11 protein-coding genes are annotated in these 13,285 nt (G+C 43.0%); 6 read left to right on the top strand and 5 right to left on the bottom strand.

Going from position 1 to position 13,285, the window contains the following annotated elements; translation table 11 throughout:
- The first annotated feature begins 57 nt into the window (after positions 1-57).
- The 5 genes from ABYU67_RS03670 (at position 58) to infA (ending at position 5,952) form a co-directional block, all read left to right on the top strand.
- A complete protein-coding gene (locus ABYU67_RS03670) occupies positions 58-1,788 on the top strand; it encodes a FimV family protein (RefSeq protein WP_372843655.1) in 1,731 nt (576 codons plus the stop codon).
- Between the two features lie 50 nt (positions 1,789-1,838).
- Positions 1,839-3,482, top strand: coding sequence for a FimV/HubP family polar landmark protein (locus ABYU67_RS03665; protein ID WP_372843654.1), 1,644 nt, complete (start codon positions 1,839-1,841; stop codon positions 3,480-3,482).
- 162 nt (positions 3,483-3,644) lie between these two features.
- Complete coding sequence (locus tag ABYU67_RS03660; protein WP_372843653.1) at positions 3,645-4,730, top strand: asparaginase; 1,086 nt, start codon at positions 3,645-3,647, stop codon at positions 4,728-4,730.
- Positions 4,731-4,763: 33 nt separating this feature from the next.
- Entirely contained in the window at positions 4,764-5,606 is an 843-nt protein-coding gene (gene truA, locus ABYU67_RS03655; RefSeq protein WP_372843652.1) for a tRNA pseudouridine(38-40) synthase TruA, read from the top strand.
- 124 nt (positions 5,607-5,730) lie between these two features.
- The gene (gene infA, locus ABYU67_RS03650; protein WP_021814850.1) at positions 5,731-5,952 is read left to right on the top strand and encodes a translation initiation factor IF-1; all 222 of its coding nucleotides are present in this window, start codon (positions 5,731-5,733) and stop codon (positions 5,950-5,952) included.
- Positions 5,953-6,134: 182 nt separating this feature from the next.
- Here infA and ABYU67_RS03645 read toward each other — a convergent pair whose 3' ends face one another.
- The 5 genes from ABYU67_RS03645 to leuC all read right to left on the bottom strand — a co-directional run bounded on the left by ABYU67_RS03645 (position 6,135) and on the right by leuC (position 11,893).
- The gene (locus ABYU67_RS03645) at positions 6,135-7,334 is read right to left on the bottom strand and encodes a L,D-transpeptidase family protein (protein WP_372843651.1); all 1,200 of its coding nucleotides are present in this window, start codon (positions 7,332-7,334) and stop codon (positions 6,135-6,137) included.
- A gap of 325 nt (positions 7,335-7,659) precedes the next feature.
- Positions 7,660-8,766 (bottom strand): 3-isopropylmalate dehydrogenase, encoded by a 1,107-nt coding sequence (gene leuB, locus ABYU67_RS03640; RefSeq protein ID WP_372843650.1) that lies wholly within the window; start codon positions 8,764-8,766, stop codon positions 7,660-7,662.
- Between the two features lie 87 nt (positions 8,767-8,853).
- Positions 8,854-9,600: a hypothetical protein gene (locus ABYU67_RS03635; RefSeq protein ID WP_372843649.1), complete on the bottom strand. Its 747-nt coding sequence runs from the start codon at positions 9,598-9,600 to the stop codon at positions 8,854-8,856.
- Positions 9,601-9,775: 175 nt separating this feature from the next.
- Complete coding sequence (gene leuD, locus ABYU67_RS03630) at positions 9,776-10,426, bottom strand: 3-isopropylmalate dehydratase small subunit (RefSeq protein ID WP_372843648.1); 651 nt, start codon at positions 10,424-10,426, stop codon at positions 9,776-9,778.
- Between the two features lie 48 nt (positions 10,427-10,474).
- Positions 10,475-11,893, bottom strand: a complete 1,419-nt coding sequence (leuC, locus tag ABYU67_RS03625; RefSeq protein WP_372843647.1) for a 3-isopropylmalate dehydratase large subunit — start codon at positions 11,891-11,893, stop codon at positions 10,475-10,477.
- A 311-nt stretch (positions 11,894-12,204) separates the two neighbouring features.
- Here leuC and ABYU67_RS03620 point away from each other — a divergent pair, with 311 nt between their 5' ends.
- Complete coding sequence (locus ABYU67_RS03620; RefSeq protein WP_372843646.1) at positions 12,205-13,077, top strand: LysR family transcriptional regulator; 873 nt, start codon at positions 12,205-12,207, stop codon at positions 13,075-13,077.
- Positions 13,078-13,285 lie beyond the last annotated feature (208 nt).

The raw sequence follows: 13,285 nt of genomic DNA, 5'->3' as shown, positions 1-13,285 counted from the left end.
AACTAAACACTATTTTGTTATAACAATACAGACAACTTTTACTCCAAAGGGCTGCATATGTCTTGTCATTTATCTTATCGCTTGACTAGCATACATCGTGCAGTATCGATGGCATTATTTTGTTCGGTAAGTTATGCAGCCTTAGTATCTAGCGCTCAAGCAGCGACTATCGGTAAGACCGTTGTGATTTCAGCTCAGCACGAACCTTTGGTTGCCAGTATCATGGTAACCGATATTGAAAGTACGGACTTTTCAGCCAGCTTGGCGAATTCTGCTATCTATCAACAAATGGGTCTGTCGCCAACTGACTCCATGAACGTACGCTTTCACCCGACGTCAGCGACCAGTGGTCAGGTTTTTATTACCACTACCAAGCCTATGTCGAAACCCTTTGCCGATGTGGTTCTAGCGATTAACGATGGCAATCAGCGCAATGTGATTCCAAAGACATTATTGATGCCATTGAATGACAGCTTACCGATTGCAACTTCTAAAAATGTCGTAACAGGTGCGAATAAGCCTAACTTACCCATGGTTTCTACCACAAATGCACAGCCATTAACGATTAGACATGGTGCGCCGCCGCCTTTATTAGCATCTGATTCATCAAAGTCTATCCTAAAGGCTGCGACACTACCTGAGCGCAATATTCAATCGCCTAGTATACAAGCGCCTGTTATTCAAACCTCAAGCTCCCAAACACCCAGCGCTCAAGCAACGACATCGAGCAATACCACAACCTATGCGCCTAGCCGTTTAGAAAACGGAAGATTAGACGGTGCTGTGGATGTGACTAACAGCGTCTTAGTAACGAGTGCAAAGGATCGTAACGCAAATCTGAGCCTCTCATCAAAAAAGATGCCTTCTGATGCTAGCGCCACTGACCAACAGTTTGATATCTTAAATATACAAGTCACTCGTCAGATACAAGCTAAAGATAAAAACAATGCAACCATAACGACCGCTAACCCTATGCATCCTAAAAATTTAGACTCTAACGAAGTCGCTTTAACCCCTAAAGACAACGCTATTAACATAAACAATAGCCACAATACGCCATCAAATGATATCACTGCTCACAATAAGCCTTCTAACTCGGTGGCTTTACAGCAAGAGGCACCATACAAGTCTTCTAGTGTTGCCTCAACTCAGACAGCCAGTACTGAGATGAGCTATACCGTACAGCGTAACGACAACTTATGGGTGATAGCACAGCAAATCGCAGAAAAAAACAATATCGACGTCCAAACCGTCATGAAAGAGATTCAGACGCAAAATCCTGACGCTTTTATCAATAAAAATGCCAATCAATTAAAAGCAGATGCACAGCTAAGCTTGCCAAATTATGATGCGCTACCTTCACAGCAGAAACTTGAAGCTGCTATCAGTGCTCAAAGGCGATATAGAGGTGCCAATACCCCTGTCGCAAAAAAATCAGCTGCATCAAATCCTATGTCCAAAGGTGTTAGTGCGCAAAAAACCTCACCTACTAATAAGCCTGTGACCACCAAGACCCAGATTTTACCAAAGGCACAGTTTTCTGTCCTTGCTCCCGGTTATGAAGGCAGCGCAGAGGGTACTAAAACCAAAGCGGGCATGGCAACGGGTAACGGACTGAGCACTGAGGTGTTAAGCCTGCTGAAATCATCAAGACAACATACCGCCGCGCAAGCTCAGCAATTATCAAAAACCAGTGGTACGCTTGACAGTTATACTCGAAAACTACAATTACAAAATCAAAAACTGGCTGAGCTGCAAGCTCGTCTCGAAAAATTACGCAATCAATAATTGCCTAACAGATCAATGCAAGCAGCTCTGATCGTAGGCGTGGAGTAACTATGGATAATATGCTATATATCATCGCCGGATTGGTGGTTGTTTTACTTGTTGCGGTCTTGGTCATGCGCAAGAATAAAGCCCAGCAACCATCAGAGCGATTGAGTACAAATACTGGCAAAATTGAGCCTGTATCGAAGCATGCTGCTACTACCAGCATATCGACTCAAACAGCTAACAATCATGAGAAAAAGTTTGATCATGTTGAGATTGCTCAACGTTTTATGGACCAGCAGCGCTACGATAAAGCGATTGAAACCCTCAATCGCGGCTTAAATGAAAAGCCAAATGACAGCCAGCTATCGCTCAAGCTCCTTGCGATATATGCCACGATAGATGAGTCTGAGAACTTTAATAAAGTCTATGATGCTATTAAAGCAAATAATGATGACAAAAGCATTGCCCAAGCTGATGAGCTAAAAGCTTTGCTGACCGAAGAGCAAAACCAAGTCGCTAAACAAACGATGTCAGCAGACAACAGCGCAGATGCTGGGTTTGAGAGTTTAGATTTTGATCTACCGACTGATAAAGTCAGCAGCAATAGTGCTGTTCTTGATAGCAATTCGGTTCAAAACGTTGCCCACAAAAACGACTTGTCAGAAACAACGAGTGAAACCCTAACGGCTTCAAATGCTTTTGATGATAATGATTTCGATCATATTGAGCAAGCGTTTGATCTTAGTCTGAGTGATTTAGAAGACAGCATTGATAAACCTGTGCATACTGATACGAATTCAGCATCTGTCACTACGTTTGAAGCAGTAGATGAAGATATTTTTACTGCACCTGTAGCTATAAACAGCGACACTGATACTCATCTTGGTACTGATAGCGACTTTGATTTTGAGTTCTCTGAGCCAAGCCTTATCGTTATAGAGGCTCCTACTAATGACGCTACCGTTCACACTACCAATGATAGTTTTAACAACAGTTTAAATGCTCTATCATTAGACGATGACTTTGTCTTAGATTTAGACACTGACACTGACACTGACACTGATAACGTTATCAACGATGTGCCTATCACAACAGAAACAGCTTATTTAGAAGATGATCATTTGAGCTTATCTTTAGATAGTGAGGATGGGTCACATAAGACGCCAGATCAAGTAGAGACTCAGCATTCTATTGTCGAAGATAATTTTGAAGACTTTATTTTTAAAGATACTAGCTTCGAAGATATCAATTTCGAAGACACCAATATTGAAACTATCATCGCTAAAGAAACAGACAGCATAAAAAATGAGTCTGCCGCTTCTAGCACTGCCCCTACTACTTTAAGGTTCGATGATGATACGGTCATAGACGATGATTTCGATTTTGATTCTTTATCTTTATCAGAGTCTCCAACAGCAGTTACGCCAGTTGAAAGTGATCACGAGTATGTCAGCACCCCTATCGATGACGCTATTGACATAGCTCCTGCAAACGATACTAGCCTTACTGAAGAATTTTCATCACGGTTTGCAGCAGATTTTGATTTTGTCAAATCCTTAGACAGCAATCAAGTCACACTAGATTTAGCAGGTCAATACGTGCAGCTTGGCGAATATGATAGCGCCAAACGCCTACTTAATGAAGTCATTGCTAAAGGTAATGATGAACAGCAGCAGCAAGCACAACGACTGCTCGATCGCACTGCTTAAAACTACTGTTATGACAGCGAGTATTCTACCCGTTTAGGATACTCGCTGAATTTATTATAACAATGCTGTTTGTTTTACTATCTCTTCTCTAGCAATGATGGCTCTTTCCATCAAACTAATTCATCGTCTTTGCAATTTAAAACCAATATAGTGCGCTCCTCTATGACAAATACAATCTCTGCACCTCTCCAACTTATTTATGCTGGCGGCACTTTTGGCAGTTATGGTCGCCCATTAGCGCCACTATCAGCAGAGATTTTTTTGCCAACTTTGCAGCAGTTATTGACTGAGCCTAATAATGCGCCCAATCTAGCGCCCATTGCTTGGCTTCACAATACCCTGATTAAAGACAGCAGTCAGTTTACACCCAGTGATTTTGTGCATTTTTATCAGCTGATACTGTCCGCTTATCAACAAGGTAGCAGACGTTTTGTATTAATTACGGGCACAGACACACTCAGCTACTTAGGCGCGTTCTTAGCAGAAGCCTTTGCAGGTAGCGATATTTGTATTGTTGTTACCGGTAGTATGCGTCCGCTGCTAGATAGCGAGGAGCTGCATTCTTATAAAGTAGATGTACAAAGTGATGCTTGGAACAACCTTACTGACTCTTTAAAGCTAGCAAGTGCTGGTGAATCTGGGGTGAAGATTGGTTTTGGCGGCGAATCATGGCCCGCACAAACAGTACAAAAAATACATAGCCATGACTTTATGGCATTTACGGGTCACTCTAGAGCCGCTTATCCTGCCAACAGTTATGTCAAAACCTTGCCAGATACGCGTCGGCAGCATTGGCTTGATGACCAACACAATATCAGCTCAGATATTGCCGTTCGCGCCGAGAATGCTTACGTTCATGCGTTGTACTGCTTGCCCAATGCAACCGATGCATTAAACCAACAGCTGCGCGCGCTATTATCGCAGCCGCCTTGTGGCATTATCTTATTAGGTTATGGTGCTGGCAACGTTCCTTATTCAGTAGAGTTGGCAGAAACACTACAGCTGGCTTATGAAAAAGGTCACATGGTCGTATGCGCTAGCCAATCGCCGTTTGGCGGGGTGAGCGATACCTATGCTGCGGGCAGTTGGCAATATGATTACCAAGTGATAGCCGGTGGTCGTTTAACCATTCCAGCTATTTATGCGCGTCTATTGTGGTTATTGCTGCGCTACGACAGTCCAGCACGGCGTCGACAACGCTGGTTAAATAACGTCCAGCAAATGAGCACCAGTATCAAAAAACGCTAAACCATCACTCATAAACTTCGTATAAGCTTTAACATGACCATATCCGTAAACGCAAGTAACGAAGAACACCGCCCAACCTATAACTTAGCCATTGCTATTGAATTTTTGGGCACTCACTATCACGGTTGGCAACGCCAAAGAGAAGTACTTGGCGTACAAGAGGCGTTAGAAACCGCCATTAGCACTGTAGCCAATGAGCCAGTAGAAGTGATTGCCGCAGGTCGCACCGATTCAAGCGTTCATGCCGGCAATATGATTGCCCATTTTGTCACCCACGCTTATCGGCCTACGCACAATTGGCTACGCGGTGTGAATAGCCTCTTGCCTGACGATATTGCTTTGCGCTGGATTCAGCCCATGCCCGATGACTTTCACGCGCGTTTTGCCGCTATCGCCCGTCGTTATCGCTATATTACTCTCAATCAAACTCAGCGCCCTGCTATCCTCAATCATCAAGTCACCCATATTCATGAACCGCTTGACCTAAAAGCCATGCAGCTTGCGGCAGCCGATATCGTTGGTACGCATGATTTTAGTAGCTACCGCGCAGCAGCTTGTCAGTCCAATCAGCCTATACGCCATATTAGCCATGCTAAGCTGTTTGCCCATGGCTCATTTATCGTCTTTGATATTCAAGCTGATGGATTTTTGCATCATATGGTACGTAATCTAATGGGTACGCTCTATGCAATTGGCCAACATGAATTAGAGCCAGCGGATTTTTTGAACATTTTGGCTAAAAAGGATCGCACTGTCGCGCCGCCCACAGCTTCTGGTGATGGGCTATATTTTATCAATGCCTATTATCCTGAGCGCTTTCAAACCTTATTACCTGAGTCGCCGCTCACACCTATTTGGTTAAATCTCCCCGAGTAAAGCAATATGAGCTGATATACATATCACTTAAAGGCTGTCAAGTAAAAATCAGGTTCTGTATTGCTTTAAGCGGCTAACTTACGTATAATATGGGCTTATTTTAAATTGATTGATGATACAAATTATGGCAAAAGACGATATTATTGAATTTGAAGGCGAAGTTATTGACACTCTTCCAAATACTTTGTTTAAAGTTCGTTTAGAAAACGGACACGAAATCATTGCGCACATCTCAGGTAAGATGCGTAAGCATTACATTCGCATTTTGACTGGTGATAAAGTTAAGGTCGAGATGACACCTTATGACCTATCAAAAGGTCGCATCACTTACCGTGGTAAAAACTAAATTCTTATCTACTAAAATAGTTATAAGAGCAGATGTATAATGCTTGAGTGGTTTAACTGATAATAATAATGATACTGCTAACCTGCTCATTATTGACTATCATATTTTAGTAAATGAATATTGTTTTACCATAAAAAATACCGCTAAATATCAGCGGTATTTTTTTATTTAAGATTTAGCCCCTACTTAATCTCAACGGTTGCCCCACTTTGTATCACGCCAAGTAATGCAAGTGCGTCCCAGTTAGTAAGACGTATACAACCAGCTGATGCCTGACGACTGATGCGAGCAGGATCAGGGGAACCATGAATCCCATAAGAGGGTTTACTGAGTCCAATCCATACTGACCCTACAGGATTATTAGGGCCCGGTGGCAAGATAGACTTACTGCCATTATTCGCAGTATACGTATAGTTGGGTTCATGTACCTTAACCTTGACTGTATGCGTTCCTGTTGGTGATGGTGTGGCCGTACTACCTACAGTCGTTGGATAGCTGGCTACCAAGACGTTTTTATCATCATACGCATATAGTGTTTCAGTGGTCTTATCCGCAACCACTCGACTAACAGGCTTAGTATTGGGATTGCCCGGATTGTAGACAGTGATGGTTTCACCTACTACAAATTTAGCATTCGGATTGAGCGCTTTGAGGTAGCTCTCGCTGATATGAAACTTTTCTGCCAAACCCTCAAGCACGCTTTCATAGTACATTCCTTCAAGCTTAGCTTTGGCTTCCGCTCCTGCTGGAATGACCGTAGTCTTTATATTGATATCCGCATCAGTCAGCTGATAGTTAACCAATACTGGCTGTGCCATTAGCGTACTATTCTTGGTTAACGCTTGCCACGTCTCCGTATTTAACGTATCAGTCACGGTCAGTCCATTTGCCATCTGGAAAGCTTGCATCGCTTTACGAGAATTCTTTCCCCAATAGCCATCCACCGCCCCAACCCCATGTTGATGCCAGTTTAATAGAGCTTGCAACTTAGTGGTAGTATCACGATTTCTTTTCATACCTTGTTTCCAAGTTGCACTATTAACTTTTTGGGCAACGGTCGGCAAACTTTCAGTACTATATTTTATGGTTGGCAAAAACTTATTCAGCGATGACGCTGTTTTACTTTTACCAGCCACTTTCTGACTCACGCCATTGGTTACTGGACTGACATCGTTGCTATCGTTATTACTATTACTGCTGGCTGCTGCACTAGCAAGGCTTGTATTAGCAGACTCCGTGCTCTTGTTGGCAATCATCTTTGCACTGCCTTCCACAGCATCATTTTTGACATCGCTTGTTGCCGCGATACTTTGCCCCATAAATACCAGGGTTGATAGACCAAGCGCTGCGATTGACGTGCTGATTTTGGTCAATTGATACATGTCTTACTCCAATTTTTTAAATTATTATTTTAATAATAAAGAATCACAAAGTTATAATTGTTAATTATTCAAATCGATTACAGGTATGCTATGGTGACATATTCTCATGTGAGCATATAATATCATTGTGTTAATAAGTTCATGAGAGTACGGTGTCTGTGTTAAAACAAATGCTTTTATGCAGCTTTCTGTTTAAAGCATTAACATTAGAGAATACTTGCCCTTACTAAAATCAAGCTGTAAAAAAACCCATAACTTGCTCAGCAAATTATGGGTTTTTTATAATTTTAAGAATTTCAGATAATAAATAAGAAGCTATTTATCTTTATTGGAGCAGTTTTGCTAATACCGCTTGCCCCATTTGCTGACAACCAACTTGTTTAAGTCCTGTCTCGCTACGATCCAAAATATCAACCGTACGTAAACCATCATCAAGCACATCGCTGACAGCTTGCTCAATCGCTTGGGCGGCCGCTTCTTGTTTAAAGGTATAACGTAACATCATAGCGACCGACAAAATAGTTGCTAGAGGATTGGCTATATCTTGTCCTGCAATATCAGGCGCTGAACCATGACAAGGCTCATACATACCCTTACCTGCTTCATCAAGGCTGGCTGACGGTAGCATACCAATAGAGCCTGTCAGCATCGCCGCTTCATCAGATAAGATATCACCGAACAGATTGCCTGTTACCATAACATCGAATTGTTTTGGGTCTTTGATCAGCTGCATACAAGCATTGTCAGCATACATATGTGATAACGCCACATCGCTATATGTTGCCTGCTGTAGCTCAATCATGGTCTGTTTCCAAAGCTCAGTGACTTCTAGCACATTGGCTTTATCGATAGAGCAGACTTTGGCCGTAGTTCCTGCCGCTTGTGCACGTGTTTGTGCCAACTCAAAAGCCACTTTACCAATACGATTGATCTCGCTGGTGCTATATACCATGGTGTTATAGCCTTGCTGCTCACCATTTTCTAATGTGCGAATACCGCGCGGCTCGCCAAAATAAATACCACCGGTCAATTCACGTACAATAAGCAAGTCTAGACCTGTGATAATCTCAGGTTTGATGCTTGAAGCATTCACAAGCTGCGGATAAAGTTTGGCGACGCGCAGATTGGCAAACAAACCAAGCTCACTGCGGATTTTTAGCAAACCGCGCTCAGGGCGTTTACTACGTTCGATACCGTCCCACTTAGGACCACCAACAGCACCTAATAACACGGCATCTGCTGCACGTGCAAGTTTTAGCGTCTCTTCTGGCAAGGGTTCACCCGTAGCATCAACTGCCACACCGCCGATTAATCCAGACTCAAGGGTCAAACCTAACGCAAACTTATCATTGACCGCATTGAGCACATCAATAGCCTGAGTCATGATTTCAGGGCCGATACCATCGCCCGCTAATGTTAAAATCGTTGCCATACTGGTCCTTGAGGTTGAGTAAATTTATATTGCTATTATTTATTAGGCGCTTATGTTTTTTTAGCCAATAACGACAGTTTTTGATGATTATACTTTGGCTCTCACCTTTACTTTTGATGGCATTGCTGCCGCCTTAACCATACCCGTTTCTACAAATTCTCCTTGATGCTCAGTACCAATCTGCTTGCAGAAGCGGCGTTGTACGGTGTTGCCCTGATAAAGCTCAACACATAAAGGCTCTGGTGATGCTGTTTCTAACAAGCTGCCAGAACTCTGACCTGGCTTTTTTTGATAAGCACGTAGCTGATAAGTACCAGGGCTAGCAAAGTCATGAATCATAGCAAAACGCTCGACATAACCTAGATTATTCTCTGGATAAAAATTGATGTGCACTTCACGTTTGGCAGGTTTGACCCGAACATAATAGTTAGTCAGGTTCGGCATAGCAGATGCTGATAATGGTACAACTTTAATGGCATTATTATGAATAAGCGGAGTCATATCCATCGTCATAGCAGCTTGAGCATGCTTACTGCCCATGCGAGTTTTGGTGTTTTGGCTTGTAGCCTTCATCGCAACCACCATGCTGGCATTCACAGGTTTGTGAGTTTCAGGCGATATAACCATGGTGCGATCTAGCTTTACAATCTCACAATGGTAGGTGCCGACACAGGCAATATTTACCTCGCCAGCGATGGGTTTAATAGTACCCGTCCATACCCTTGCGCTTTCTGCTTGCTCTATCTTTTGATAGCCTGTCAATGCCTGACAACCAGATAATAAGGTTACAGCAATAGCCGTACTTGTCCATACCGCAAAACGTATTTTATTCATAATGGTGGCTGCTATTTATCAGATAAAAAGATAATAATGTAAGAATAGATCAGCGTTCATTTTAGCCACTTAATCGCCATAACTCAACGCTGTATTAGCGCTAAGCCCGTTTTTATGGCGACTCATATTCGTTATTCATCGTTTGCCATTAGTGGTTTGATTTTATGATTAACCACTAGGCTCTGACCTCATTAAATATCCAAGGCGTTTTTTGCATCATTTTATGCTCATAGTCTTTGATCGCATCGCTTTGCTGCAACGTCAGCCCAATATCATCAAGACCGTTTAATAAGCAGTGCTTACGAAAGTCATCGACTTCAAACGCATACTCTTCACCAGTTGGAGTAATCACTACTTGACGCTCAAGATCGGTAGTCAGCTCATAACCTTCATTGGCAAATGTGGCTTTCATTAGGCTATCAACGACTTCTTCATCCAATACAATTGGTAGCATGCCATTTTTAAAGCAGTTGTTATAAAAAATATCGGCAAAGCTTGGTGCGATCACGGTACGAAAGCCATACTCTGAAAGCGCCCAAGGAGCATGTTCACGGCTTGAGCCACAGCCAAAGTTTCGGCGCGCGAGCAAGATGGTCGCGCCTTGATAGCGCGGCTGATTTAAAATAAAATCAGGATTGATAATACGTGCACTATTGTCTTGACCCGGATAGCCTTCGTCGAGATAGCGCCAATCATCAAATAAATTGACCCCGAAACCAGTACGTTTAATAGACTTTAAAAACTGTTTGGCGATAATTTGATCGGTATCAACGTTTGCGCGATCAAGTGGGCAAACGATACCGGTTTGGGTGTTATAAGCTTGCATAGTATGTCCTATCAAATATATTTATTATTGATAAATAAAGCGTCACGATTAAAAGGTGCGCACATCAACAAAATGACCAGCTAACGCTGCCGCTGCTGCCATCGCTGGGCTGACCAGATGCGTACGACCACCATTGCCTTGACGACCTTCAAAATTACGGTTCGATGTTGAGGCACAGTGCTCTTGCGGCTCAAGCTTATCCGCATTCATCGCAAGGCACATCGAGCAGCCAGGCTCACGCCATTCAAAACCTGCGTCCGTAAACAACGCATCTAAGCCTTCTGCTTCTGCCTGTAACTTCACTTGCCCAGAGCCAGCCACTACGATCGCTTCTTTGATACTATCAGCAACTTTACGACCTTTAATCACGGCGGCAGCATCACGCAAATCTTCGATACGTGAGTTGGTACAAGAGCCGATAAAAATACGATCAAGCTGAATATCAGTAATTTTTTGACCCGCCTGCAAGCCCATATAGGTATAAGCACGTAACCAGCCTTCTTCTTGCGCTTCATCAACGGCTTGATCAGGCGTTGGCACAGATTGAGTAATATCAACGACCATTTCAGGTGAGGTACCCCAAGACACTTGCGGGGCTATCTCGCTACCATCAATCTCAATCACGCTATCAAACACAGCGTCGTCATCTGAATACAAGGTACGCCAATAAGCTTCCGCTTGCTGCCACTGCTCAGCAGTTGGCGCATAAGGACGCCCTTTCACATAGTTAATGGTCGTATCATCGACGGCAACCATACCGACGCGTGCGCCCGCTTCGATTGCCATATTACAGACGGTCATACGACCTTCCATGCTCATATCTTCAAACACTTGACCCGCAAATTCAATCGCATAGCCGGTGCCACCAGCGGTGCCGATTTTGGCAATAATAGCAAGCACCACATCTTTTGAGGTCACGCCAGCGCCAAGCTTACCGGTGACCCGAATCTGCATGTTTTTTGATTTCTTTTGAATCAAACACTGGGTTGCCAAGACATGCTCAACTTCAGAGGTGCCGATACCATGCGCTAAGCAGCCAAGTGCGCCGTGCGTGGCAGTATGAGAATCGCCGCAAACAACCGTCATACCAGGCAACACTAAGCCTTGCTCAGGACCGACCACGTGCAAGATACCTTGGCGTGCATCATTAATGGTAAATTCAGCGATATCAAATTTGCTACAGTTTTCATCTAAGGTCAGTACTTGTAAGCGTGAGACCTTATCCTTGATACCTGCCACGCCTTCTGAGCGCTCTTTGGTGACTGTCGGCACATTATGATCCGGGCTTGCAATATTGGCTGATAAACGCCACGGCGCTCTATTAGCCAACTCCAAACCCTCAAACGCTTGCGGACTGGTCACTTCGTGGAGCAAATGGCGGTCGATATAAATCAGGCTCGAACCATCATCACGCTTGGTGACTTCGTGAGCATTCCAAAGTTTGTCATATAACGTTTGACCGGCCATATTGCTATCCTTTTTAGTGGCTAATGACTGTATTCTCATTTACTAAAACCCTAGTATTTAGACTGTGGTTTTATCTATTACTTACTAATGTTTGCGATAATTGATGCCTAAAATAAGAGTTATGGCGCAGATTATCAAGTAAATACAATAAATATGTCGAAAATACGTTTCGATGTCTTGTGATTATAGCAGGCTAATCCTATAATAATAATTGATGATTCTTTCATAGTTGCAAACTTTTATTTCTAATACATTATGATTGGCTCAGCCAACTTTTATTTATAGCTCGCTATACAGCTAAGGACAACGGTGTGAATACCACAAATTTGACGACATTCGTGACTGTGATGAATACAGGTAGCATTTCGGGTGCAGCAGAAAAGCTTTTTATTACTCAGCCTGCGGTCAGTAAACGCATCAAAAACTTAGAAGATGAGTTTAATATCACGTTATTTGATACGGTGGGTCGCGGTATTGTCCCAACCCAAGCCGCCAGTGAGATGTTACCTCATGCCAAACGCTGGCTTGAAGATTATGAAAACTTTAAAATCAATCTGCAGCATTCTAAGCATATTGTATCCGGCAAGCTTGTCATTGGTACGAGCCATCATATAGGCTTGCACCATCTTGCCCCTGTTCTTAAGCACTTTATCCAAGCCTATCCTGCCGTACAGCTAGAGGTGCATTTCGTTGATTCAGAAACCGCCCATAAAGCGGTGCTTGATGGTGATTTATCTTTAGCCTTTTTGACTCTGCCACCTGTTTATGACAAGCGTTTGACCTATCATACGCTATGGTCAGACCCGCTTTATTTTATGACTGGCACCTTGTCACCTTTGGCGAGTAAGTCTAATGTGACGCTTGAGCAATTGGCGCGCTACCCTGCCATCTTACCATCTGCCAATACCTTTACCAGTCAAATCACCTTAGCGGAATTTGCCAAACATAATCTAAAACCTTATGCCACCATGAGCACCAACCCGCTTGAATCTATTCGTATGCTAGTGTCTGTAGGGCTTGGTTGGTCAGTATTGCCGCAGACCATGATTAGTCAAGACTTAGAGCGCATAGATATGGCAGATAATATCGAATTGCAGCGTCATTTAGGCGTGGTTATTAATCCAAAACTGACCCAATCAAGCAGTGTGACTGCGCTATTAGATTTGCTAGCACCCATTGAATAGTGAATCTAATAGCAAGTTGCTAAATAGCCACTTACTTGATAAAAGCACGTAGTCTACTGTAGTTAAATAGCTAAAATAGCTAAAATAGCTAAAATAGCTCTACTTGATAAAATAATACTTGCTAGCAAAACATGGCGTTAGCATTTGCGACATTCATACGTTATAATGCCGCTGACGTTTTTTATAACATAATTTTACCCAACTGACA

Source organism: Psychrobacter sp. (assembly GCF_041554015.1).
GTDB lineage: Bacteria > Pseudomonadota > Gammaproteobacteria > Pseudomonadales > Moraxellaceae > Psychrobacter.
Note: the sequence above shows the minus strand (reverse complement) of the source record. Positions and strands in the feature narration are given on the sequence as shown.